The organism is candidate division KSB1 bacterium (assembly GCA_034506395.1).
In the GTDB taxonomy this organism is placed as follows: Bacteria; Zhuqueibacterota; Zhuqueibacteria; order Thermofontimicrobiales; family Thermofontimicrobiaceae; genus Thermofontimicrobium.
Genome location: JAPDPQ010000040.1, coordinates 1 through 26,704 on the forward strand (window position 1 = coordinate 1; position 26,704 = coordinate 26,704).

At 44.6% G+C, this 26,704-nt stretch carries 20 protein-coding genes; all 20 read left to right on the top strand.

Features of this window, described 5'->3' with window-relative positions; genetic code table 11:
• Window positions 1-1,512, top strand: a 1,512-nt coding sequence (locus ONB37_17860) for a T9SS type A sorting domain-containing protein (GenBank protein MDZ7402029.1), incomplete at its 5' end; no start/stop codon positions are given.
• An 83-nt stretch (window positions 1,513-1,595) separates the two neighbouring features.
• Window positions 1,596-2,141, top strand: a complete 546-nt coding sequence (locus ONB37_17865) for a TlpA family protein disulfide reductase (protein ID MDZ7402030.1) — start codon at window positions 1,596-1,598, stop codon at window positions 2,139-2,141.
• 496 nt (window positions 2,142-2,637) lie between these two features.
• A complete protein-coding gene (locus ONB37_17870) occupies window positions 2,638-3,090 on the top strand; it encodes a LysM peptidoglycan-binding domain-containing protein (protein MDZ7402031.1) in 453 nt (150 codons plus the stop codon).
• 306 nt (window positions 3,091-3,396) lie between these two features.
• On the top strand, window positions 3,397-4,161 hold the full coding sequence (locus ONB37_17875) for an AAA family ATPase (GenBank protein ID MDZ7402032.1): 765 nt from the start codon (window positions 3,397-3,399) through the stop codon (window positions 4,159-4,161).
• Window positions 4,151-5,008, top strand: coding sequence for a ParB/RepB/Spo0J family partition protein (locus ONB37_17880; GenBank protein MDZ7402033.1), 858 nt, complete (start codon window positions 4,151-4,153; stop codon window positions 5,006-5,008). The genes ONB37_17875 and ONB37_17880 overlap by 11 nt, the downstream gene beginning before the upstream one ends.
• A 272-nt stretch (window positions 5,009-5,280) precedes the next feature.
• On the top strand, window positions 5,281-6,171 hold the full coding sequence (locus ONB37_17885; protein MDZ7402034.1) for a M23 family metallopeptidase: 891 nt from the start codon (window positions 5,281-5,283) through the stop codon (window positions 6,169-6,171).
• 160 nt (window positions 6,172-6,331) lie between these two features.
• Window positions 6,332-6,766 carry a polymer-forming cytoskeletal protein gene (locus tag ONB37_17890; GenBank protein ID MDZ7402035.1) on the top strand — a complete coding sequence of 145 codons (435 nt, stop codon included), beginning with the start codon at window positions 6,332-6,334 and terminating at the stop codon, window positions 6,764-6,766.
• Between the two features lie 752 nt (window positions 6,767-7,518).
• Window positions 7,519-10,401, top strand: coding sequence for a tetratricopeptide repeat protein (locus ONB37_17895; GenBank protein MDZ7402036.1), 2,883 nt, complete (start codon window positions 7,519-7,521; stop codon window positions 10,399-10,401).
• Window positions 10,402-10,474: 73 nt separating this feature from the next.
• On the top strand, window positions 10,475-15,034 hold the full coding sequence (locus ONB37_17900) for a tetratricopeptide repeat protein (protein ID MDZ7402037.1): 4,560 nt from the start codon (window positions 10,475-10,477) through the stop codon (window positions 15,032-15,034).
• Between the two features lie 14 nt (window positions 15,035-15,048).
• Window positions 15,049-15,447: a hypothetical protein gene (locus ONB37_17905; protein ID MDZ7402038.1), complete on the top strand. Its 399-nt coding sequence runs from the start codon at window positions 15,049-15,051 to the stop codon at window positions 15,445-15,447.
• Between the two features lie 368 nt (window positions 15,448-15,815).
• Window positions 15,816-16,466 carry a MotA/TolQ/ExbB proton channel family protein gene (locus ONB37_17910; protein ID MDZ7402039.1) on the top strand — a complete coding sequence of 217 codons (651 nt, stop codon included), beginning with the start codon at window positions 15,816-15,818 and terminating at the stop codon, window positions 16,464-16,466.
• Window positions 16,467-16,468: 2 nt separating this feature from the next.
• Window positions 16,469-17,005 carry a biopolymer transporter ExbD gene (locus ONB37_17915; protein MDZ7402040.1) on the top strand — a complete coding sequence of 179 codons (537 nt, stop codon included), beginning with the start codon at window positions 16,469-16,471 and terminating at the stop codon, window positions 17,003-17,005.
• Between the two features lie 185 nt (window positions 17,006-17,190).
• Window positions 17,191-17,685 (top strand): biopolymer transporter ExbD, encoded by a 495-nt coding sequence (locus ONB37_17920; protein MDZ7402041.1) that lies wholly within the window; start codon window positions 17,191-17,193, stop codon window positions 17,683-17,685.
• A 35-nt stretch (window positions 17,686-17,720) separates the two neighbouring features.
• Window positions 17,721-18,866, top strand: a complete 1,146-nt coding sequence (locus ONB37_17925) for an AgmX/PglI C-terminal domain-containing protein (GenBank protein MDZ7402042.1) — start codon at window positions 17,721-17,723, stop codon at window positions 18,864-18,866.
• 491 nt (window positions 18,867-19,357) lie between these two features.
• Window positions 19,358-21,118, top strand: a complete 1,761-nt coding sequence (gene aspS, locus ONB37_17930) for an aspartate--tRNA ligase (GenBank protein ID MDZ7402043.1) — start codon at window positions 19,358-19,360, stop codon at window positions 21,116-21,118.
• A gap of 338 nt (window positions 21,119-21,456) precedes the next feature.
• Entirely contained in the window at window positions 21,457-21,732 is a 276-nt protein-coding gene (locus ONB37_17935; GenBank protein MDZ7402044.1) for a hypothetical protein, read from the top strand.
• Window positions 21,733-21,765: 33 nt separating this feature from the next.
• A complete protein-coding gene (locus ONB37_17940) occupies window positions 21,766-22,614 on the top strand; it encodes a LysM peptidoglycan-binding domain-containing protein (protein ID MDZ7402045.1) in 849 nt (282 codons plus the stop codon).
• A gap of 367 nt (window positions 22,615-22,981) precedes the next feature.
• Window positions 22,982-23,983, top strand: a complete 1,002-nt coding sequence (locus ONB37_17945) for a PhoH family protein (protein MDZ7402046.1) — start codon at window positions 22,982-22,984, stop codon at window positions 23,981-23,983.
• The gene (locus ONB37_17950; protein ID MDZ7402047.1) at window positions 23,952-26,276 is read left to right on the top strand and encodes an HDIG domain-containing protein; all 2,325 of its coding nucleotides are present in this window, start codon (window positions 23,952-23,954) and stop codon (window positions 26,274-26,276) included. The genes ONB37_17945 and ONB37_17950 overlap by 32 nt, the downstream gene beginning before the upstream one ends.
• Window positions 26,257-26,694, top strand: a complete 438-nt coding sequence (ybeY, locus tag ONB37_17955; protein ID MDZ7402048.1) for an rRNA maturation RNase YbeY — start codon at window positions 26,257-26,259, stop codon at window positions 26,692-26,694. The genes ONB37_17950 and ybeY overlap by 20 nt, the downstream gene beginning before the upstream one ends.
• The last annotated feature ends 10 nt before the right edge of the window (window positions 26,695-26,704 follow it).

Below are 26,704 nucleotides of genomic sequence, written 5' to 3' on the forward strand. Positions count from 1 at the left end.
TTTCAATATGGTACTACTACAAGCTACGGCAGTGAGATCACAGCTTCTCCCAGCTCGGTGAGCGGCACCAGTTCTGCTTCGGTGTCCGCCCAATTATCTGGGCTATTGCCCAATACGACGTATCATTTTCGGGTGGTGGCGACCAATAGCGTGGGCACGACGTATGGGGAAGATCAAGCGTTTACTACACTATTTCTCTATCCTTCAACCATCAATTTGAGCCATAGCGTCAACTTTCCATCGTACGCCAGGGGATCGGATTACCATCCCACAGATTATCGCATCGTGGGATTGCCGGGAGCAAGCAATGCAAAAATCAGCGACCTGATACCAGGTGTGCCCAATACGGACTGGCAGGCCTACTGGGATAATGGCGCGACCAGTGATTATTTTATTGCTTTTGACGGTAGCGCTGTTTTCACCTTTTCGGTGGGCCGGGCGTTCTGGCTGATCCACAAAGGTCCCTGGAGCGTTAGTACCACCGTCCCCTCGGCGCCGTTGAATGCATCGAACCAGGCCGAGATCCCGTTGCGCGCTGGCTGGAACCTGATCACCAATCCGTTCAACACGGCCATCCCCTGGGAAACAGTTCTTCAAGCCAATGGGATTAGTCAGCCAATCTGGTCGTTCAACGGCTCATTTGCTACCTCCGCCAGCTTGGCTCCATATGAGGGTTACTATTTTGATAACAGCGCTGGCCAATTGAGCAGCCTCAAAATCCCTTACAAAGGCACCATGTCAAAATCTTTTGCCAGTGAGACGGCAACAGGTGACGGCTGGCAGGTTCAGATCATCTTAACGGCTGGGGTTTATACCGACAGCGCTGCCTGGTTGGGCGTATCTGAGCACGCCAGCAAAGGGCTGGATGGCCTGGATTTCCGCAAGCCACGGACTATTGGCCCAGTACCCACCGTTTATTTTCCACGTCCAGGTTGGGACAGGCAGTACAGCATCTTTGCCAGCGACATCCGTCCCTGGATTGAGGAGATGGAGAGCTGGGAATTTGAGGTCTCCGCTTTTCTGGGGCAAGCTTGCCAGATTGCCTTTGTGGGTGTGGAAGAAATTCCAGATCAGCTTGCTGTTTACCTAATTGATCAAACCTCGGCAAGGCGGGTTAACCTGCGGGATATGGCTGTGTACTGGTTCACGCCGATTCGTGATATTACAAAATTCTGTGTCATCGTCGGCAAAGAAGCAGCCGTGGATGAGAAGTTAAGCGCCGTTCTACCCACCAGCTTTTCGTTGGGTAGCAACTACCCCAATCCGTTCAATGCCACGACAACCATTCCCATCTCGGTTCCGATCAAGACCGAGCTGAGCCTGAAAGTCTACAACACGCTGGGAGAAGCGGTAAAGACCCTTTATACGGGGACACTCGAGCCTGGACAATACCAGTTTCACTTCGATGGCAGTGACGAAACCGGGAGAGCTCTGAGTTCTGGTGTGTATATGTACCAATTGACCGCCAGCGGCAATGTGAGATTGCTGGGGAAGATGATATTGATGAAGTGAGAAGGGAAAATAATTGTACTGATTCCATCGCTCCAAGCGATGGAATCAGTCTGTTTTTTACATATATAATTCTTAGGAATGTCATGATAGATTTCACAACCTCAATAAAACATCTGTTGCTTTTGATCTTTTTCCTCATCAATACTACCTTGATGGCGCAAGAAAAAAAGCTGCAGATAGGCGATCAGGCGCCTGCTTTCGTTCTAAAGTCCATCGAAGACGAGTACGTCTATCTTCGAGATTATTGCGGTGAGCTTCGGGCTCCAATCAAAGATAAGAGACAACATGTAGTGATCATCAGTTTCTTTGCCACTTGGTGTGAGCCCTGCCATAAAGAGATCGAGGAGCTGACCGAGGTGCTGGGTGAATTTGAGAATCAACCGATCAAAGTGCTGCTGATCGATTTAAAAGAGGAAAAGTCCACCGTCGAATCGTTTTTGAAAGGCAGAAACTACCCAGGGATTATTCTTTTGGATAAGTATGGCGTGGCAGCGAAAAGTTACGGTGTAACTACGATCCCGAGATCCTTTGTGGTCAATAGAGATGGCAAGCTGGTATGGCAGGCCGAGGGGTATCAGCAAGATTTTAGGCAACAGATAAGATCGGTTCTAAATAAGCTATTTCCATGAAAAATTGAAAAACTGTTCGCTGTTACTGGCTTCCTTTGAAGATTGACATAAGGCCATGGCTTTCGTATCTAGCTTTCAAGATTTTAAAAATTGACCGTCATTTTGAAAATGACGGTCAATTTTTATACTCCATCCAATTTCAAAATCCCCCCTCACTACAAAATCCACTTTCAACTCCGTAATTTTATCACAAATGAAATTTCATCCAGAAGTTTTATGAATAAATTCTAAAGGAGCAAAGGCCAGATTTTCAGCCAGATAAAGATCTTCCCATTTGGCACATGAATGTGGCACAGCATTTGAATCTACCGGGAATATGATCAGTGCTTGAAAGAAAACCCCTGCTTTGTCATTCCGAACGTAGTGAGGAATCTGGTCAACTTGATGATATTTCGGTTAAAGATTTCTCTCTTCGGTCGAAATGACAAGGCGGTGAATTTTCGTTCAGGCATGAATTAGTATCAACATTTCCGCACTGCATCAGGAGACGACAGCCATGATAAAATTTATGATCAAATCCGTTATTGTTTTATTGGCGATGCAATCAGCTATGAATTATCTTCGCAATGAGCAAATCATTGAGGGTTCCATTCGCATCAATTATTCAGTAATTCAGCAGAAACTAATCAGTGCTGTTCCCGTGAGAAAAATTGCATCTGGTATGGTCCAAGCTGTGGCGCAGACCAGGTTGCAGAGGGTAAGTCCAGAACCTTATGCAGCGGAATATCCTGTGGCAGAGGTTCGAGAGATCAAAGACGTCCCCGCCTTTAAAATTGTTCACCATGTGGTTGCTGAAGGCGAATCGCTGGCAGTGCTTGCTCAAATCTATGGCGTCCATTGGCGCGTAATTCAGAAAATCAACCGAATTGGAGATGATGAGCCGCTGTTCGTGGGACAGGTATTAAGAATTCCCACGAGAACTCAGGGATTGGAGCGGAGAATAATTTAGTTATCGATGGATCGAAATTCGTCATATTGTCAAAGCGGGTTCGTTTGCAGCAACAGCGGGGAAATCATATCTGATCCAGCAAAAATATAATAACTGGGCGAGTGTGGTTTGCGAGTCTAAACCTCTGATGATGAACAACGCTTTCTGCTAAAAAAAGCCAGAGGGTCTACTAGGGCTATCCTCAGTGCCATTAATCCGCGCGCGAGAAAGCGCTTTAAAAAAGTCAACCTGCCTAAATTTTTATCTTGCATTTCACCCCATTGTATTGTATATTTAGCACATGTTTTATACAATTAGGAGGATATAATGGGCAAGATCATTGCGATTGCCAATCAGAAAGGTGGGGTTGGCAAGACGACGACGGCGGTAAATTTAGCCGCTTGCCTTGCTGTTGCTGAATATCCTGTACTATTGGTCGACATAGATCCTCAGGCGAATTCCACCAGCGGTTTGGGATTTGATGCGAAGCAAATAAAGAAGAGCATCTATCACGTGCTGATCAAAGGAGAGGATATCGAGAATGTTATCCTCAAGACGGAATTGAAGTATCTTGATTTGCTGCCGTCGAATGTGGATTTGGTTGGCGCAGAGATCGAATTGGTTTCCGCCATATCCCGTGAGAGAATTTTGGAAGGGGTTCTGCCCAAGGTAAGGGATCGCTATAAATATATTTTTATCGATTGTCCTCCTTCGCTGGGACTGTTGACTTTGAACGCCATGACCACTTCGGATTCGGTGCTCATACCGATCCAATGCGAGTACTATGCGCTGGAGGGGCTGAGCCAATTGCTTAATACAATTCGATTGGTTCAGAAACATCTCAATAGCCGGCTCGAAATCGAAGGGGTGGTTCTCACCATGTACGATGGCCGTCTCAATCTTTCCCGACAAGTAGCAGAAGATGTGCGTCGCTTTTTCGATAAAAAAGTTTATAAGACTGTGATCAATCGCAATGTTCGGATTAGTGAGGCACCGAGCTTTGGAAAACCGATTATTCTGTATGATGCGGTATCGATGGGAGCTGAGAACTATATGAGCTTAGCGGAGGAATTCATCAGGAATGGCAAGTAAGCGCTTGGGAAGAGGACTTCGCGCATTGATCCCAGATATCCCTGAGGAGGAGAGCGAAGAGCGCATCAGCTCCATTCGAGAGATCGAGGTCCACAAGATCAAGCCCAATCCGTTTCAGCCGCGGGAGAATTTTGATGAGGCGGCGCTGGAGGAACTTAAAAATTCCATCGCGGAGAAAGGCATTATCCAGCCGATCACCGTTCGGAGGGTCGATGATGGCTACGAGCTGATCGCTGGTGAGCGAAGGCTGCGGGCTGTGACTGCCCTGAACATTGAGAGCATTCCTGCCTATGTGCTCGAAGTTCGAAGCGATGAGGAGATGCTGGAGCTGTCGCTGATCGAAAACATTCAGCGAGAGGACCTTAATCCCATTGATATTGCCCGCGCTTATAACAAGCTGCTGGTCGATTGCAATTTGACTCAGGAAGCGGTTGCGAAAAGGGTTGGTAAAGAACGGTCGACAGTAGCAAATTTCCTTCGTTTATTAAAGCTGCCCCCGATGATCCAGGAAAGCTTGAGAACCGGCCAGCTCGATATGGGGCATGCCCGGGCATTGATCACAATCGAAGATGAGCAGCTTCAGAAAAGCATCTGGGAAAAAATTATCAAAGATCATCTTTCGGTCCGCGATGTGGAACGATTGGTGAGACAAGCGGCCAAAAAAAGGACGACTCCAGAAGGTGATCAGCCAACAAAATCGCTCTTCGTCCTGGAGATGGAGGAGCGGCTCAGGAACAAATTTGGGACTCAGGTGAAAATCAATTTGAAGAAAAAGGGAGGTAATATTGAAATCGAGTTTTATTCTGATGAAGAATTGGAACGCTTATTAGAAATTTTGCAGCAGTGATAACGTCAAGTTTTTGGTTGCCAGGCTTCGCTGAGCAGTAAAACTCACGAGAACGCGAGATTGAAGATTGAGCCTCCAGGTCGCATGCAAAAAATTATCATTGGATAAAAAGTGAATCGCTTCAGTCAGCGTTGAAGCGGCAAATTATTTGCATAGCATGATTGCTAAAATCGTTATGGCCAGGCGCTAAGGATTTTTTCAATGAACAGCCTATTTTTTCAATCGAAAGGCATTGTTAGATTAATTCTGCCCCGAGAGGCGGGGGATCGACCATGAATAAGCGCAAACGCGAAAAACAATTATCGATATTGATCATCCCTGATGATGACTCCGATCCATTGACATTCCGGCTGAGTTCCAACACAGTTCGAATTCTTTTGGGCGTGGCTATTGTCCTGGTGATCCATATTTTTGCTGGGGCTGCGTTTTATTATAAATTTGCGGTAACCAATCGGTACAGCAAGCGGCTGGAGCGCGAGAACATTAATTTAAAAGAGGACAATCGCCGGATCAACCAAATGTTTGACACGGTTGAAGAATTAATTGATTACAATACGCGGTTACGCAACGCTTTGGGGGTGGATCAGGGGTTCGAGATCAGCGATCGAAAGAAATCGCAACTCATGAATACATTCCGCCGGAGTATCAATATGGTCCCAGCGACTGAAATGAGCAGCGAAGATGTCCTTTCGGCTGGGCAGAACCTACCGAGCAAGCCACGGTTGAATTTCATCACGCGAACGAAGAAGAATTACGATCAATTTGCGACCAATATACCTAATTTTCTTCCAGTGGAAGGGATGGTGACCACGGATTTTCGTCGGGGCGATGTCAAATTGCCCAATCATCTGGGGATCGACATTGCAGCCAGCCGAGGGACTGCGGTGCGGGCAGCGGCAGATGGGATTATTATTTTCGCGAATTGGACCGAAGCGCTGGGAAATCTGATCATAATTTATCATCTCAATGGCTATTTTACTTATTATGGGCATAATCAAATCCTCTTGAAAAAAGAAAATACCTTTGTGAAAAAAGGCGAGGTTATCGCTTTGGTTGGTAGCTCGGGTCGGAGCACCGCGCCCCACCTCCATTTTGAAATATGGAAGGACGGGATCCCGGTGGATCCAAAGGAATATCTCCTCACGACTCAGAGCAAAAAGTGAATTGATTCGAAAGATCTAAATTTTTTACCTGGATAGTCATGACCATAAAAGGAGCAAAGCGAATTTCGTTAGTACTGTTTAGTGTTCAGCTTTGCGTCTTTTTTAGGTCGAAAGTTTTATGATAAATATGGTGAATCAAACAGGATAAGGAGAGACAACGTTGAGCAAGAAAGAAGAAGATGGAATTTCGCGATCTGGCGATCTGAATACGATTGTGGGAAAAGGGTCTTCTTTGGAAGGGACCCTCAAAGTTGAAAATAGCGTCCGCGTTGACGGAAGGATCAAGGGCAATCTCACCACAACGGAGCTGTTGGTAATTGGCAAAGATGGGGAGATTGAAGGAGATATTATTGCGAAAAACGCCATCATCGGAGGTCGAGTGCGCGGCAAGGTGAGCGCGACTGGCAAGGTGGTCCTGGAGTCAAAAGCGGTATTTCTGGGCGAGTTGAAAACATCCCGATTGGTCATCGATGACGGAGCGATTTTCGACGGCCGGTGCTCGATGCAACGGGATGGTAAGCTGCCCTTCGAGCCCAAGATCGGCGAATCCCCGGTCGCCCCTGATCTTAAAAAAGGACCGCAGCGACCAGAATAATTATGGCTTCTGGGATCGCTCCAACCGCAACAAAATGAAGGCTTAGCAGAAAGTTCAAAAAGCAGATCACTTTCGCTGGCCATTGTTTAGATCGCAGATCTCCACTGAGAATTGAGCGAGGCGAAAACAGCCAATAGCACAATTTCGCTAAAAGTGGGAATAATTGAGCTGTTCTCCAGAAGCCCAAGCGGAGTTTATTAAAGATTATTTAAGATTTTGATTGTTCTTTAAAATCAGCAGAGTTTATTTTTTAAGTGAAAACCCTTTCGGTAGCTTCAGACACCGCAAATTAGATTCGCGGTAATATGGGATTGATCATCCCATGACAAAAAAGCAGGAAGGGTTTTTTATTTTTAGCTCCTGCCTTTAGCCCCATTAAATAATTTTTTAATAAAACTTGTTTTTATTTTTCCGCAATGGTTGAAATAACCGGTATTATTTAAAGAATCTTACTTGGCTTCATCCTTTAGCAGATTGTATTTGCATGAGCATTGTTCGATATTATCAAAGCGCCAGAAGCTTGGATTATTTTGACGCTATCAATCCAACATCACAATTGAAAAATTGTCTCAGCTATAACATGAGTTTTAAAATTTCTGATAATAATCTTACAGAGTAGCTATGTCTGAGCAATGACAAAAATTTAAAAACTCTTTTATTGACTAAGACGAAAAAATATGATATAATTGGCGGTTGGCTGCTAAAAATAGCCAACGATGGATGAAGAACACATTTGTAAGAAGAAAGTCCCTATGAACCGCAAGCACAGCGAAAAACATTATCGGTGGTTAGTTGAATTTATCAGCGTCATGATCATCCTGCTCTATGTTGGACAGGCAATGGGCGAGTTATCAACTATGCCGCATCAACATCGCGATCTAACACTCGATTTCGACACGCGATTGAGATTCTATCTCGATCTAAAAACGAAGCGGTTTCTTCACAAGATGGCAATCAAGGAACAGCTATTATTGGGGCTGATCCGCGATGTGACCGAGGAGGTTCAAATTCGCAAAAAAGCTGGGCTGGCGCAGGAGGATGCGGGATTAGACCTGGTTTATAGCAAGGAAGATCAATTAGTGAAAGAATATGATGCCGAGATTCAAGCGATTAAAGGCATCGTCTCTGAGATAGAGCGTTTGGAATCAACTGTTCAGCAGATGGAGGATTTGAAGCTCATCGAAGAAGTGGAACAGTTGAAGGACAGATTAATGGCGATCTTAGATGATCAAAAATCGCTCAGGAGGCCGATGACCAGACAGGAAGCGGCAGCAATGATTCAGCGATATTCATCAGAGGTAGGCAACCTGCTCAAGATTTATGAACAAATCGAGTCATTTGAGAAGCGGGCATCGGCGATCGGCGATGGGGAGATGGTGAAACAATTAACTCAGCAGAAGCAGCGCATCATGCGGATTCTTGAGGAAAGCCGCATTGCTGGACCATCATCGGATAAAGTCGTTGAAAGTTACATTGCAGAGGCTGCTTCGCTGGTTAATATTCTGAAAAAAATGGATCAACTCGAGCAGCAGATCGCAACAGATTCACTGAAAAGATCCAGTATTGAAGGCTTGCGAAATCATATCATGGCCAATATCGATATTAGGATACTCCAATTATTTGGATACGTGAATGATGAAGGCTTCAAAGGCAAAACGATATCGGATTACTACGATGCTTGGAAGGCCAAGCGGGTTGCCGATTATCAGGCGCGCTATACCAGATATCGCATCATTCGAGAAAAATTGATCAGCAGTGCCACCGAGGGCCAGAGAAAGCGAATGCTGGAGCGCGAAGTGGGTGACGCCTTGCTCAATTATTCAAATGAAAATTATGAATTGGCGGAGCTCCAGTTCCAGCAAATCTATTCTGGGTACAAGGATTATTATAAAGATCTGGACGGAATTTTATTTTATCGAAGTGAGGCGAATTTCGCCAATCGCTATTATGATGCCGCCCAAGCAGGTTATATGGCGCTCATCAGTGAATATCCAAATTCGCAATATTTGGGGCAATGTTACTTGCGGTTGATGATGATTAGCTATAGCTATGGATGGCAGAGTGAATTCTTCAAATATTTCGAAAAAGTGAAGGACCTTATTAATATCGATCGAGAGGATTTGAATAAGGCACGATACCTGGCGGGTTATCTTTATCTGAAGCAGAAACAATTTGAGGCTGCCCGGACAGTGCTGGAGAATATTAAAGATGATTCACAGTATTATCTCCCGGCTCAGTATTTGCTTGGAATAGTGCTCTCAAATCTTGAGAAATATGGTCAAGCTAGGGAAATTTTCGAGAAGATCGTCCAACTGCGGAGCTATCCCTGGACCGATTTAAATTACGCGATGTTTCGAAATGAGGCGCTGTTAAAGCTGGGTTATTATCATTATCAGCGTGGCGAATATGCAAAGGCGATTTCGTATTTTGACCAGGTTTCCAAGGGATATGAAAATTATGATGCCAGCCTGATGGGACAGGCCTGGGCGAATCTGAAGCAGGCCCAATACAACGCTGCGATTCAGAAGGTTAACCTGCTGTCCAACAATTATCTGCTGTCCAATTACACTTACGAAGCGTTGGTTTTATCGGCGCATTGTAAGCGAATTTTGAATCGGCCAGATGAGGCGTTGATGGACCTCCAGTATGTGTCCAATGCCCAACAGGCTTTGAGCCAAGCACAACAATACAATGAAGAACGAAAGCGGCTGTTATCGCAATTGAATGAGCTGGAGATACTGGAGCAGCAAGTGCTCGAACAGCAGAATCGCAAGATCTATCCTCAAGTCTCAAGGATCCGAGATCTAATTAGCGACGCGCTTTTGACACTTCGCTACCGAGGGGTTGTTAATAGTCGTTATGTGGATCAATATAATGAAAAGCGCAAAACGTTATTGAAGCAGATCGAGGAATTCAATTCGATCATCAATTTTGCCCGAGAACAAGGGGACGAAACCTTGCTGGCCGATGCGGTTCGCCAGCGAAACCGGCTGGTTGCAACATTGGAGCGCTATCAGGAGAGCGCAATTCCATCTGGTGTAGCAGGTTTATTGAATTATCCTCTTGCAAGCAAAGAGGGGGGGCTGATATATCGCCGCGGGATCATCACGAATTTGATGCGAGATTTGGCTTTGGAGAAGCAACGGATCCAAAAAGATCTTGAGACGATCACTCAGTTGGCCGCACTTGGGAGCGAGGCCGCCTCAATCGATGTAATGGTAGATCTGGAGATGATCGAAGATGATCTTCGAGATTTGAATAATCAGCTCAATCGCTTTCAGGTTTGGTTGGCTGAAAACAATGTGGAGGAGATAAAGACCGAGACCGAAAAATGGGCTAACCTCTCCGGATTTGGGATAAGCGATATCAATTTTGCTTCTTATTATGAGAAACTTCAGCAGATTGGCAGTTATCAGAAGAACCTGACATTGATCGATGACTTGCTCAGAGAGAAAAAAGAGCAACTGGAGCAGCGCGTGAAACGATTTGATGATGAGGTAAAGAAAATTGAGCAGGAAATTCAGGCGGAGAAAATTCGATTAGAAAAATTGGAGAAAGAGCGCTATTTTCAGGAAATCTATTTCGAGACTAAAACCAGAGAGATCGAAACCGAGGAAATCGAATATCCATTTTAAGATTGGGAGAGGTAAGTTCAATTGGCTGAAGGAACCAGTGGTGGGAAAGCAGTTGACCTGTTAGGAATTAGCAATGAAAAAAATAATCATTAACATGTTGGCGCTATTGGTGTGGATGATCTTGTCGCAACCGCTACGGTCACAGCAAACGACGGGGGTGGATACCAGCCGCAAAGCAAAGATCGACTCGTTATTAGAATCCTACACTATCGAAGATATCCTGAACTATCGGGATTTCTACGAGAAGCAGATCAAGGAATTTAATATTGACAAGATAAAATTGCGTGATCGAGGGATTGCACAAGCTGAAAAGTTTATCGCCAATAATCCCCAGAGCACCATGTTGGATCGTGTGATGATTCGGCTGGCAGAATTATACTACGAAGCGGCTGAAGATGATTACTTGCAGCGGATGCAAGAATACGATCAACAGATGGAGCAGTTTGAGTCGCAAGGAATAGACACCACCCTTGTGGAGCCCACCAAAAATTTAAGCCGTCCCCTGGCTTTATATCAAAGGATTATCGATGAATTTCCTCATAGTGACTTGGTTGATGATGCGCTTTACAATAAGGCATTTTTATTAGAAGAGATCGGTCAAATTGATTCAGCTTTGGCGATTTATCAATATGTGATCGACCAGTTTCCTGAGAGCCGCTATGTCCCAGAATCGTTGATGCGGATCGGCGAGTACTATTTCAATCCGCCCAAAAATGAAATTGAACGGGCGATCGAGTATTATAAGAAGGTGCTTCAGTTCAAAGATAGCCCCAAATTTGATGAGGCGCTGTATCGACTGGGGTGGAGCTATTATCGGTTGAATAATTTCCCCGAAGCAGTCTCCTATTTTACGCTTCTGGCCGATGACATTGAGCGTGCCAAATCGATCGATCCGCGCCAGCGCTATTCTAATCCCAGCTTGCGGGATGAATCTCTCGAATATATCGGAATTAGCTTTTTGGACTATGGGGGGACTCAACGGGCGGTTGAATACCTGAACCGAATTGGTGGTCGAAGTTATGGTGCTGAGATCCTGAAGAAGATCGGCGACGTGTATATGTATGAAAAGGAGCTTTACAATGAAGCGATTGAGGCTTATCATATTTTGCTGAAGATGTACCCTGAACACGATGAAGCGCCGGAAATTCAGGAGAAGATCGTTGCCTGTTATCGCTACATGAGGGACGACAGAATGGCGTATGTGGCGAGGGAAAAGCTATTTCATGATTATGGCCCAGGCAGCGCCTGGTGGCAGTCTCATGAAAATGAACGGCTGCGCAATAAGGCCTACCGAATTGCCGAGCGCGCACTGAGAGACAATATCACCCTCCTGTTTCAGCGGGCTGAGGAGAATAATGACGAATATCTCTATCTTCAAGCAGTGAATGATAGCAAAAAATATATCAGCATTTTTGCCTCCGATAGCAGTGCCCCGATGATCCATTGGAATATGGCCCTGGTCTTAGACACCAAATTGAATCAAAAGGACGCGGCGTTTGAAGAGTACATGCGCATGAGTGATCTGTATTGGAATAGCCGCTTTCAAAAATTCGCCGCTGAGAACGCCATCGCCTTGACCAAGGAAATGGTTGAAAGTGACACCACTAAAAAGAAGGTGGCAGTTGATCTGAGCGAAACAGATTCCACGGATCGCCCACAGGTCGGCATACCAGCATTGCAATATCGGAGATTGGAGCTGACTGAGAGTGAGAAAAAGCTGATTCGCGCTTATAACAATTACATCAAAATTTTTCCCCATGAGCCAGAGACGTTTACGGTATTGTCCAATGCCGGTGCTGTCTATTATAACAACAATCAGTTCAAGGAGGCGTTGCGGTACTTCAATACGATTTTGAAGCATTTTCCCGATCATCCAGAGGTGAATAACATTCGATATATTGCGCTGGAAAGCTATTTTGGGAAACAGGATTATAAAAGTGCCGAGATAGTGGCGCGTCGGTTGCTAAAAAGCCAGGATATTTCGCCGCAATTAGAGAGGAAAGCCAGAATCCGGCTGGCAGAGTCCATTTTTCTTGCGGCTGAAGCCTATGCGAATCGCGACGATCATCTCCAAGCTGGCAACGAATATTTGCGCGTTGTGCGTGAGGTTCCCACCGCGGAGTTTGCTGATCTCAGCCTATTCAACGCGGCACTCGAGTTTGACAAAGCCAGAGAATTCAGTCGGGCAGTGGAGACTTATAATTATCTGATTGAGACGCGACCGAATTCTGTTTATCTTTTGAATGCCATGAACAATCTGGCGTTAGATTATGGGGAATTGAATGAGCCCAAAAATGCAGCGCTTACCTATGAGAAATTGGCCTCGGTCGCGAAGGATCCTAACCAAGCGCATGATGCTTTGTTCAACGCCAGCTACTTTTTTGCTCGCGCAGAGGAATGGGAAGATGCGATCCGGGTCAATCGAACATTTGTGCAGCGGTTCCCTGATTCAAAAGATGCGGCAGATTTGTATTTTGATATCGCAACATATTATTTGAAATTGGATAAATTGGATGAAGCCAATCAGGTGTATGGCGAGTATGCTGTCCGGTATCCCAATTCGCCACGGGTCGTTGAGACCTATTTTCAACGAGGCGAATATTATCGGGCCAAGAATCAATTCGATCGAGCGATCAACGAATATCGCCTGGCTGTGGAAAAGAACGAGGAGTTAGCGAAGAAAAATCTGGAGCGAAACGATTATTTTGCAGCTGAAGCGTTGTTTCAAATGACCCAATTAAAATATGATGAGTACGACAAAATAGAATTTCAATTGCCGCAAGCCCGTTTAGAAGAGGCAAAAAAGAAGAAGAAAGAATTGTTAATGCAGATCGTGGATGGCTATACCAAGGTTGCCGCTTATGGGACGGTTCGATTATATGAAGCAACTTGGCATATCGGCCGAAGCTATGAGGAGTTTGCATCGACCTGGGGGAAACAAGAGATCCCACCCATGGAACAAACACGCCGGATCATTGCCCAAAAACAGATCAATGAGGCAACAGTGGAATTGTATGGGAAAGCTGAGCAGTCTTATAAACAAGCCATTCAAATTCTGAGCCGACTGGCGAAGCAATATGAAACCTCTTTGATCAAAAATGACACCCTCTCTGCAGCAGGGGCGTCGCGAGATTTTGTTCGGGAGGATAGTACGCTCCATGTCGCTCGTCGTTGGATTGAGCGCTGCAAAGAAAAGGTCTCTGAAGTGATCTATGATGCAGCAGAATTGAATTTTTCAACAGTGGATGCATTTTTGCAAGCGCCGATCCCAGATGGGTTGAATCATGTGGCTGAGATGGAATATCGCAGGCAAGTGCTGGGCAAAGCCATTACACCGTTGATTTCGGAGATCATTGACGCCCATCGCCGCAATATTCAGGAGGCATGGAATTTAGGGATCGAAAATCAATGGGTCAAACTCTCGCGAAAGAAAATTTTGTCAGCCAATAATTTGCTGGCGGCTGAATATCAAAAATTAGCCCAAAAATCTCTGGAGTTATATGAAGCAAATCTGGAATCTTACAAACAATTAGTTGACCGCGCTGAACCAGGTGTTGATCCAGCTATCTTTTCTGATCAGTTAGCAAATCTCGTCGATTTTAGTCGCGCTTTTGCCAAGATGACCGCTGAAATATATCAAAAGACTTTGGAGAAAGCAGTACAATTGAACATCAGCGATCCTTTGGTTGCTGAAACGCGTGAGCTTATGTTACGAGATCTGTTCGTAATTGCACAGCGTACCCAGGAGTTGGCCGATACTTTGCGGGCTAATCGGAAAAGGTACGAGCGACTGTTTAGAGCCAGCAATAATATCAATTATGAGGATGCACTGTTCACATTAGAAGATAATTATTTATCGTTGAAAGAGGCTACCGTAACGTTATTAGAATTGGGACTCCAGCTTTCCCAAAAATTGCAACTAAATAACGCCTGGGTGCCGCAAATTAAGCTTGCTTTAGTGCACGCAAATCCTGAACAATATGCCGCATTGATCAATTTATCAGTGAAAACCGAACAAATTGTAAGCGACGAAAGTTGGCGCGCCACTCATCGGTATGTCGAGGGATGGGTAAATCCAGATTTTGATGATCGAACCTGGGATCGAGCAAGCTATGTGGTGCGCTCGTCAGATCGTCGCCACAATTCACTTACAGGTATTTGGTTGATGGTTGCCGATAGTGCGGGAGCCCAAATTTCTGGTGATTCGCTACTTCAAACGCGATCTTCGGAACATCCTCCATCAGATCGAACCACCTTGAAGCCGAGTCGACAGGTATTTTTTAGAACATCGTTCCAGATTGAAGGATTGCCCGTGTCAGCCGTGATCAAACTCATTGTGGATGATTCATATAATTTATTCTGCAATGGGGAATATATTGCCGCTGTAACAAGCAGCGAATCGAATTGGCAGATCGAACATGTGCATCAATTGACTGACAATCTGATGGAGGGGAATAATGAATTGGCGATTGAGGCGATTGATAATGATGGCAGCTCTGGCGGGCTGATTGCGGTGCTGACTTTAAAATCATTGCCTGGCTGGGCCGATAAGCAGCAACAGATCCAGCTCGAGGCAAGTCATTACAAGGTGAGACAAAATTTGATAATGGATAAATACATCATCATGCATTAAAGGGAGAGGAATTGATGTTACGTTACATCGTGTTGCTTTGCTTTGCGTTATTGCTGCTGGCAAATGCCGGCCAAACGATTGCGCAGAGTCAGCAGCCGCAATCATCCGATAGCACCCGAACGGCAATCGTTGATACAACCAAGGGGCAAATGAAGATAGGGGGCGAAGAAGAAATCGAGCTTTCAGAAATTTTAATTGAAGCTGTGGTTGAAAAGCCTCGGGTGGCGATATTGCCTCGCCGGTTGGCTCCCGAATTGGGTGAGATGGAGGTCGTAAATCGATCTTTTGAGCAAGAATTGAAACAAGCGCCAGAGAAACCGATGATAATGGATAATCGATTGTTGGTGCCACAAAAGATCGAGGACTTAAAGAAAAAGCTGATCAGCCCTAACCAGGAAAAGAACAAAAAATAGATCAATACATGGGAACTCCACCCTGAGCGGCTATCGGTGGGGCGCAGCGCCAGCTAAGAAAGGCACAGGACTGGAAACAGTATTGGTTGTTTCTTTTTAGCTAAGAAGTTGAAGCGTAGCAATAACCGTTTCTCGCTCTGGTGATCATGCTTAAACATTATCGCATTGCTGTTGATGTTCTACCGAGCGAGTCAGAAAACTGATTGAGACGAATATAATTGCTTTCCAGGGGAAATGGGTCAGAGGAACGATGAAGGATGGATTCGTGCTTTGATGAGGAATTTGGGACAAAATTTAAAAAACTTTTCATATAAATGTGGCAATTTTCCATTATTCATAGGACAAAATCAACAAATGGAGGTGGCTTAATGGCTGAGGTTTTGAAGAATTTCAGTACCAATTCAACTGGGTGGGGGTTCATGTGGTTGCTACTTTTGGTTGCGGTATTCGCTGTGGCCATAGCGATCGAACGTGCTTACTTTATTATGGTCCGCTCAAACATAAATGCTCCGAAGTTCATGGCCGAGATCCGCAAATTGGTCAAGGCGGGCGATTACCAGCAGGCATTGCTGCTTTGCCAGTCGGCGCGCGACAAGGCGCTAGCCCAGGTGGTCATGGCTGGATTGCGGAAAGTAAGCGAAAGTGATACCATCGAATTTCGCGCCATCCAAAATTCAGTCGATGAGGGGACTTTGGAAGTGATCCCCAAACTTCAAGAGCGGACTGGATTGTTGTCGGTATTAGCCAATGTTGCCACGCTTTTGGGTTTGATGGGGACAATTTATGGACTGATTGCGGCATTCAAAGCGGTTTCAGCACCTGGGATCGACGCCACTGAAAAATCTCGAATGTTGGCAGCAGGCATTTCGGTAGCCATGAATACAACCCTGGTCGGGTTAGCGATCGCCATCCCTAGCATTCTCGTTTATACTTTTTTACATAACAAGACCGTTAAAATCATCGATGAAATTGACGAACACACCGTGAAGCTTATTAATTTAATCACAGGGAATCAATAACTATGGCATTTAGACCATCATTTCGAAGATCTGTTGAACCAGAGGATATTGAGCTCAACATGACTCCTGTCATGAACCTGATGGTGTGCATGATCCCATTGTTGCTCTCAACAGCGCAACTGATAAAAATCGGCGTGATCGATTTGAACCTGCCCCCAGCAGTGGGGACCAGCGTGTCCCAGTTGGAAGCGCCTAAGGAGGTTCAAAAAAAGCTTGATCTGGCGATCACGATCACCAATCAGGGCTTTTATATTTCGAGCTCGTTGGCGATCCTGAAAAGCACGGATGGTCAAGGGCCAACTGTTCCTTTGAAGCCCGATGGCCAATATGATTTTGAAACGCTTTCGCGAAAATTGTTCGAAATTAAAAAGCAAGCGCTCGGCAGTTTTAGCGATACCGAAAATATCATCATCCAAGCAGAACCTGATATCCAATATCAGCTACTGGTCGATACCATGGATGCTGCTCGGTCAATTAAAATCGAAGATCGTAACTATACGCTGTTCCCTGAAGTATCGCTGGCCTCTGGGGTGATATGAATCAGGTGATTCATGAAATAATTGGTCAGATGGTCGATGATATCGAATTGGATCGCTGAACAAATTTTCAGGCGCACGAACCAAAAAAAATCGGCTGATAAATCGATTGTTGAGATTTCAACGCTTGTCGATTTGACTAGTGCGATTTTTGCCAATTTTTTTAGAATAAATCTTTGGAGGATTGAATGGCATTTATTCCGTCCCGAAGAAAGAAACATGATACCAATCCGGGGAAAATTCGGGTGAATTTGACCTCGATGATGGACATGTTTACCATAATTTTGGTGTTTTTGCTCAAGAACTATTCTACAGAAGGTTTGCTGATACAACCTTCGGAATATTTGACTTTGCCGACTTCCACCATTGAAAGGTCGCCTGAGGTAGCACTGGATTTAGTGATTTCCAAAGAATGGGTCATGCTGAATCATGAGCCCATCGAGAAAGTCGCAAATATCATGGCCAGTGATGGGTTGTTAATTGAACCATTACAGCAGAAGTTGCTAATGTATGCCCGAGAAGCAAAAAAGATGGAAGTAGCATATGGGACCAAATTTTCGGGCAAGGTGACGATTCAGGGTGATAAAGAAATTCCGTATCGATTGCTGGTAAAAGTGATGGCTACGTGCGGAAGATCCGAATATCCTAATATGCGACTCGTTGTTTATAGGAAAGAGGCTTAAGTCATCAAGATCACGATCTACAAGAGAGGGTGAACGTGAATCAACTGCGCGAAAGGCGTGGATACGAGCACGCTAATAATGATCAAGACTGGCCAATTGCGATCGCAGGGGGACTGGCCCGGCTTCCCAAAGAATATCAGCGGAACCTTATTGCCGTTATCGATAAGAGATTTTTGTTGATTTGGTTCATGAGTTTTATCATTCATTTTAGTGCGGCGAGCTATTTTGCTCTTCACCCTCCTGAAACTGGATATAAACAGCATGAGATCGATCGCATCCAGAAACAATTTGCCACCTACTTATTAGAACGGACGCCACAAAAACTGATCTCAGAACCAGCACTCAGTTTGCAAGCCCCGGTTGAAGCTGATTTGGATGGAAGATTGATTGCTGGCGCTAAACGAGGTTCGTCAAGCGGGAGGGTTTCGAATGCAGGAGCATCAGGAGGATCTGGCAGCTTGCTGAGCGGCGCGAATAAGTCGGGAAACGGTACGCCGTATGGAATTGGAACGTCATCTCGGGATCAGATCTCCCAAGAAGTGAGCTCGAAAGGGTTATTAGGATTGCTCACAGGTTCGGGGAGTAATGCGCAAGGAAATGAAGTGGCCGATGTTCTTGGTGAAGCAGGCAACAACCAGGCTGATTTGGACAAAGTGTTGGGCAAGTTGGATGGATTGAAAACATCTGGTCGACCTGGGGGATCGTCCTCAATTAACCCTGCAAACAGCAGGATCACGCAAACAGGCTCTCGGCCGGTTGAAACTCAAGGGATCGAGCAGATTTTCGGGGGCAAAGAAACCATTGCCAGCGCTGAAATTCAACGCAGTAATAAAATTGTGCTCGAACAAATTTCCGAAATTGCTGATGAGCGAGGCGTCAAATCTCAGAGCCGAGATCCAGACCAAGTGTCTGAAGTGGTGAATCGCCACAATGCTTCGATTCAGTATTGTTACCAACGTGAGCTAAAAGTGAATCCAGACTTGAAAGGGAAACTGGTGGTGAGATTTACCATTGATCCATCTGGCCGAGTGAAAGATGTAAACGTTCTTTCATCGACATTGAACAGCCCAAGCATTGAACGGTGTGTAATCAGCCGGATCAAACGCTGGGATGATTTTGGAGCGATTGATCCTGCCAGAGGGGATGCAATATTTCGGCAGGTCTATACTTTTGGCTATTAGCGGTTGAGTTATTATCAAATAATCTTGGCCTAATCGGCGCCGAGAAAGTATGATATTGAACTGATAATGCGCTATCAGAAATGAAGCCATTGGCAAATTGCCAATGGTTTTTTTATTTGGGGATGATAAAAAGATCTTTGATGCCAAGCTCGGCAGCCTCTTTTTTGAGCCAATGCACAAGCTATGTTCAACAGGTAGAGCTAGCTACTGCAATAGCGATGATGCTGATGAAAGCAAAAATTTGTTTTCTAATTTTTATTTATTTTTCCATGAGCACTATTCAGAAATTGTGCTCAAAAGATGGGCCGAAATGAAATAAACACTTTGAATGGGTTTTCATTGATAAAAAGACATTGGCAATTGAAGGAACTTTTTGTTCCTGCCTTTGAAACCGTTGGGAAAATAGTTATTGATTTTTGCTATAAAATTAACTAAATTCGGCCCACAAAAGATGATGAGTAAATCGAAAATCAAATTTTCAGGAGCAAATATTGAAATTTAAACGAACACATACTTGTGGTGAACTAAATAAGTCACATGAGAATCAACAAGTCGTTCTTCAAGGGTGGGTGGATCGGCGGCGCGATCATGGCAGTTTGACCTTTATCGATCTGCGGGATATCTACGGCAAAACCCAAATTGTTTTTGATCCCTCGCATAGCGATGCGGCTGCGCATGTTCGTGAATTGAAGACAGAATACGTGATTAGCGTTGTTGGTCGAGTTCGGCAGCGGCCGCCGGGCATGGTAAATCCCCAATTAGCCACCGGAGAAATCGAGGTGGTGGCTGATGAATACGAGATCTTGAATCCCGCCAAAACGCCGCCTTTTTTAATTGTCGATAATGTTGATGCCTCGGAAGAGCTGCGTTTTAAATATCGCTATCTTGACCTTAGGCGGCCTGAAATGCAACGAAATATGCTGATCCGACATCGGACCGCTCAATTGGTACGCCAATATCTGAGTTCCCATGGCTTTTTTGAGATCGAGACACCCTATTTGATGCGAAGTACGCCAGAAGGGGCTCGGGATTATCTGGTGCCAAGCCGCATTCATAAGGGAAAATTTTATGCATTGCCTCAATCCCCACAAACTTATAAACAGATTCTGATGGTTGCTGGTTATGATCGTTATTTTCAGATCGTTAAATGTTTTCGGGACGAAGACCTCCGAGCGGATCGCCAGCCAGAATTCACTCAAATAGATTTAGAATTATCCTTCGTCGATGAAGAAGATATTTTTCGCCTGGCTGAGGGGCTGATGCAACACATTTTTTCCGCTATACTGGATGTTCATTTGCCAGCTCCTTTTCCAATACTGAATTACGATGAGGCGATATCGCGCTATGGTACCGACAAGCCAGATCTACGTTTTGACCTATCGATCAAAGATATTAGCCAATACGTTGCGAATTGTGATTTCAAGGTGTTCTCGAATGTCGTGGCATCGAATGGGATCGTTGGGGGGATCAATTTAAAGGGCCGAGCCCATTATTCCCGAAAACAGCTCGATACCCTCAACCAATTTGTGATGGATCTGGGCGGCAAAGGGGTATTGTTTGCGAAGGTCACATCGGATGGTTGGGACAGCTCAATCCGTAAGTATTTGGCAGATGGTATGGTTGAGCAGATCAATCGGAGCATGCAGGCCGAACCAGGGGATTTGTTGCTATTTATGGCGGGCGAGCGAAAGTCAACCTTGGACCTATTGGGTCGATTACGTGTAAAGCTGGCGGCGGATGAAGGCATGATCGATGAACATCAGTTCTGTCCGCTCTGGGTAGTAAATTTCCCTCTTTTGGAATATGATAATGAATCTGGCCGATATGTGGCGATGCATCATCCTTTTACAACCCCAAGAACCGACGATTTGAGCCTGCTCGATAGCGATCCGGGTCGGGTTCGCGCTCGAGCCTATGATTTGGTGATGAATGGTTATGAGATTGCAGGGGGAAGCATTCGAAATTACCAATACGATAGCCAGATGAAGATCTTTTCGCTATTGAAGATTGACAAAGCTGAGGCAGAAGAGAAATTTGGCTTTTTGTTGGAGGCACTTCAGTATGGTGCCCCTCCGCACGGCGGCATCGCCTTCGGCTTTGATCGGTTGGTCATGATTCTGGCTGGGAGAAATTCAATTCGAGATGTGATTCCGTTTCCGAAGACCACGAGTGCGCTGTCTTTAATGGATAATTCGCCGTCTGAGGTTACACCCGAACAGTTGAAAGAATTAGGATTGAAGCTTGATATTTAATAGGAATTTTCAACTTCAGCGATCAATATTGCTGAATTGTTTGTAGCCTATTGCCCGATGAAAGTGAAGCCATTGGAAGATGGCAATACCAAACCTCAGCAGTATTGCAGGAGAAAAGTATTTGGATGAAAAAAAAAGTGAGAATCAAATTTTTTACTTGACAATTAATTTTTTTTTTGTTATTATTAATTGACTTAAAAGGTTAAGGTGAATAAATTTTAATGGAATCGTTTTTCACCAATTGGTCTTTTAGAGTCGGAGGGAGAAGGGTTATCAGTATATTTTTTGATGGAGGCAGGTTAAAAAACTAAATCAACCATACGGAAGGAGGTGTCAACTTGATGAGGAAACTGGCGAGAACGGTGCTCGTGATTGTATCTATTTGTGGTCTGGTTCTCTCGCTTTCATTGGGAGGCTGTACCAAGCACCCGAACGAAAAGCAGTTGCAAGCCTTGGAGGAGCAGAGGAAAGCAGCTTTGGCAGCAGAGGAGCAACTGGCGAAGTGTCAACAGGGAAAAGCTGATGTCCAGCGAGAATTAGCTGAGAAAAAGCAAAAGCTGGAAGATGCCAAGAGCGAAAAAGAAGTGGTCGCTAATCGGTTAAGCGGAATGTAATCGTCATTAATCTTTTTTGGAGGAAACTGCAAGATGAAAAATAGAACCCAAATCGCATCCGCTTTCGCTCTGGTTTTAAGTCTGCTTTTGTTATTCAGTTTTTCTTCCTTTGCTCAAGAAAAGATGACAATGGACGAATACAACGCTAAATTAGCGGAATATCAAAAGCGAGAAGCCGATGCCAAAGCGGAGCTTGCTAAATGTAATGCTGATGTCGAAGCGCTCAATCAGCAGATTGCTGAAGTCGATCAGCAAATTGCCAGTGTCTGGAAAGAAATCTATGCTTTGCTCGGAACTGATGAAGCGAGCGTAAAGGCGTTTCGAGCAACACTGAATGAATTGGAGGGAAAAGTTGATGCGCTGGCAGCTCTTTCCTCGGAAGAATTATTCAAGCGCCGTGCAGAAATCAATGAACTTGAAAAACAGCTCAACCAGCTTAAAACTAATAAAATCGCTTTGCTGAGCGAAATGCAAGATAAAATCGCCACCATTGAAGGAAAAATCGCACAGTTGCGTGCCAACCTTCCAAAGGCTGATTTCGATGAATACACGGTAGTGAAAGGCGACTACCTGTGGAAGATTGCTGGCAAGCCTGCTATTTATAACGATCCTTATCAATGGATTAGAATCTACACCTATAATCGCGATCAAATCAAAGATCCAGATTTAATCTATCCAAATCAGATTTTCAAAATCCAAAGAAGCGCTGCTGACAACGAATATATCGTGGTGAAGGGAGATTGGCTGGCAAAGATCGCTGGGAAGCCAGAAATTTACAATGATCCAACCAAATGGACCAAAATCTTTGAAGCCAACAAAGACGTGATCAAGGATAAAAACCTTATCTACCCGCACCAGGTATTGATTCTGCCAGACAAATAAAATCATTGTAGCTTTTAATCGTTGTGACATTGCAAGAGATGTCAACGAAAGGTAGCAATTATTATCAATAATAGATATGAAGAAAAGCTCTTGGTTATTGGCGATCGCGATAACCTAAGAGCTTTTTCTATTTATGATATAACAAGAGTTGAGAAACCAGGCAATTTTAGGCGATTGCTGGATATGAATATTTAAATTGTTTTCCTAAGGCTGAAAGAGAAGGCCTCTCAAGCCAAACGCGGGGCTGCAAGGGAACACAAGGGTATATTTCCTCATTTCCCCTTCAGTAGATAAAAGAGTTGCAGTCAAGGCGCTATGGCGATGCTCAAAATTGAGCGATGAATGGAGCGATGATTGGGGAGTGACGATGTCGATTGAGATTCAGAAGAAAATTTCCATCCGCGGTGTGAATCAGTTGCAGTTGTTTGGTTTTAATGACATCAATTTAAGACGGATTGAAAAAAATTTTGGCACGAAACTCATCGCCCGCGGTGATGAGATCACATTGGTTGGCGCTGAAAGTGAGATTCAGATCGTTGAACAGTTGCTCTTAGAGATGATTAAGATTCTGGAACGGAACCAACAAATCACAGAAAACGATCTGACCACGTTGATCGAGGTGCTCAAATCGGGCGAAACAATCCAAGAAAAACCAACAGACCTGTCCTCTGTGGTTCTTTATACAAAGGATGGTTATGTGAAGCCCAAAACAGAAGGGCAAAAACGGTATTGCCAGGCAGCGATGAAGAACGATATCGTGTTCGTGATTGGTCCTGCTGGGACAGGGAAAACCTATTTGGCAGTTGCAATAGCTTTGGCACATTTGCGAGATAAACTGGTCGACAAGTTGGTCCTGGCGCGGCCAGCAGTGGAGGCTGGCGAAAGCCTGGGCTTTTTGCCTGGTGATCTCTTGGAGAAGGTAGATCCCTATTTGAAGCCGCTTTATGACGCGCTATTCGATATGGTTATTCCTGCCAAGCTGAAGAAATATATGGAAAATGGCACCATCGAGATCGTTCCGTTAGCCTATATGCGCGGCAGAACGTTGAATCATGCCTTTGTCATTTTGGACGAAGCCCAAAATACCTATCCGAATCAGATGAAAATGTTTTTGACGCGGCTGGGAATCAATTCCAAGGCAATTATCACCGGGGATATAACTCAAATTGATTTGCCAAATAAAAAGCAATCGGGCCTAGTGCAGATTCAAAAAATATTGCAGGGTATTGAGGGAATTGATTACGTTTATCTGTCGGAGCGAGATGTTGTGCGACATCGTTTAGTCCGCGAGATCATCAAAGCTTATGATCGATTTGATAGTAACCAGCTTGAGACGGATGAATCAAATAGCGGAGGCGGGCGTGTTTAAGACTTGGGATCAATTGGCTTGGTGGGTTAAGCTGCGATTGGGGGGCTCAAAGGGCAATAATGGCCAGCCAAAATTTTTTGAGAAATATTTCAAGACCATCGTGGTAGCTTCCATTGTTGTCTTTGCAATTTCTATCATGCTACCGCATGGTAAATCGTACAAATACGGTGATCTGAAAGATAAAGAGGTGTATCTCGGGGAGGAGATCATCGCCCCTTTTACTTTTGCCATTTACAAGACCGAAGAGGAATTGAAGCGTGACCGTCAACGAGCTGAGGAACAGGTTCTGCCAGTGTTTAATCGAAACGACACGCTTAGCAACAAAAACCAGCAGCGATTGGCAGTGTTTTTCGATTCGCTTAGGGCGATACGGCAAAAAAACATAAACGGCGCTACCGTGATCACTCGGGTTGCCCAACTTCTGTCTCACTTTTCGATCAGCTTTCCCGATGAAAATTTAGTCCAATTTTTGCGGATTTCAAGTCAGACCAAACTGAACGAATTTCAAGAGCAATTGTTACGCCTTGCTCGCGATATGTATGCGGTCGGTATTCTAAATGTCAACAAAGAGGTAATTAAGCATGGAGAAGGTAAGATTTCTGTGGTAACTGTGAATGAGGAGATCGTCGATGAATATCGATCGTTTTATAATTTTTCAGAAATTGAAGCGGTGCTGCTGGAGAAATTGAGAGCGGCTTTTCCGAATGATGATCTCAGGGTACGAATCGGATACCAGATTTTAAAGCCATTTATTAGAGCAAATCTAATTTACGATGAAGTCGAGACCCATCGCCGGATCGTTGAGGCTCGCAACAATGTACCACTGGCGAAAGGAACCGTACTCGAAAAAGAACGTATTATCAATCGCAATGAGCGAATCACCAAGGAACATCTCGATAAACTGAACTCCTTAGCAATCGAGTTAGCGGCACGGGAAGCGGGGGTCAGTGCCTTGCTAACAGCAGTTCGCTATTTTGGCAAATTGTTGATCATCGCGTTAGCGGTTGCAGTGTTTGCAATTTTCCTCAGCTTTAGCAAAAATCGGTTTTTGATACTGGCCGATCTCAAACGAGTCGTTTTAATCGCAATCATATTTCTCCTGGTTACTTTTTTAACCTATAACATCAATCGATTCTCTCTTTCATCCTATTTGATCCCGATTACTATTGGCTCGATGTTGCTCACAATATTTTTCGATACCAAAGTCGGATTCGCGGGAACTGCGGTGTTGAGCCTGATTATCGGTTTGATGCGGGGCGGGGAATTTAACATCGCTGCGGTATCGCTCTTGGTCGGGATTATTGGGGTACTATCTGTCAAGCGCATTAGGGATCGGAGCTGGTTGTTTCATTCCATTGTGATGATCGTTGCGGCTTATTGGGTTTCGATTACAGCGGTGGAAATCATCCGTTATTCCAATTTTAAAACGATGGCTACTTGCTGGATGTATGGTGCGCTCAACGGTTTTCTTTCCCCGCTAATGGTATACGGACTTCAGGTCCTATTCGAATATTTTTTCGATATCGCTACCGACATGAAGTTGCTGGAGCTTTTGGATTTAAATAATCCGCTGCTGAAAAAGCTCGCCATGGAGGCTCCAGGTACTTATCACCATAGTTTGATGGTGGGCAATTTGGCGGAGGTTGCTGCTGATGCCATTGGGGCAAATGCGCTATTGGCACGGGTCGGTGCTTATTATCATGATGTGGGGAAGATCGAAAAACGCGAATATTTCATTGAAAACCAAATGCGATCAAAAAATCCCCATGAAAAATTATCGCCTACCATGAGCTGTCTAATCCTGGTCAATCATGTGAAAAAAGGATTGGAGATCGCCAAGAAATATCGTTTGCCTCAGCAAATCCGAGATTTCATTGCTGAACATCATGGGACGAATATCATTAAATATTTTTATCAGAAGGCACTCGAACGAAACAATGGAACTGAAATTGAGGAGTCGACTTTTCGATATCCAGGTCCGCGACCTAGAACCAAAGAGACTGGTATTGTGATGCTGGCTGATGCAGTGGAAGCCGCCTCGCGAACCTTAAAAGATCCGTCCCCTAGCCGAATTCGCACCATGGTAAGCGCTATTGTTCAGGAACGGTTTAATGATTCCCAGTTGGACGATTCTCCGCTTACGCTAAAAGATTTAACCAAAATTAAAGAAAGTTTCGCAACAGTCTTATTGGGAACTTTTCATGCTCGAATCGAATATCCGGATCAAGATGAAAAGTTCAAACCTAAGAAACAGAAAAAAGTGAAAGCGCCTAATGTCGAAATATCAGCTTAGGATCGAAAAATGCTGCGCAACTCCAAGGATAACCAATTCCAAACTGAAACAAATCGCGCAGAGCGTTCTGGCAGGAGAGGGAATTGAGCGCGCCACGATTAATATCGTGCTTGTCGATGATGCCTATATGATCGAATTGAATCAAAAATATTTGCAGCATGACGAGCCAACCGATGTATTGAGTTTCAATTTAAGCGATGATGTCTCAGAGTTATTAGAGGGCGAAATTTATGCCGATGTCGATCAGATCGCGCGACAAGCTCAGGATTATGGCGTAGATTTTGAAGAGGAAGTGACTCGGATCATCATTCATGGTATTCTGCATTTGATCGGTTATGACGATCGAACTGATCTCGAACGAAAGAATATGACTAAAAAAGAAGATGATTATTTGACGATTTACAAGCAAGGACGATAAAAAGAAGGGA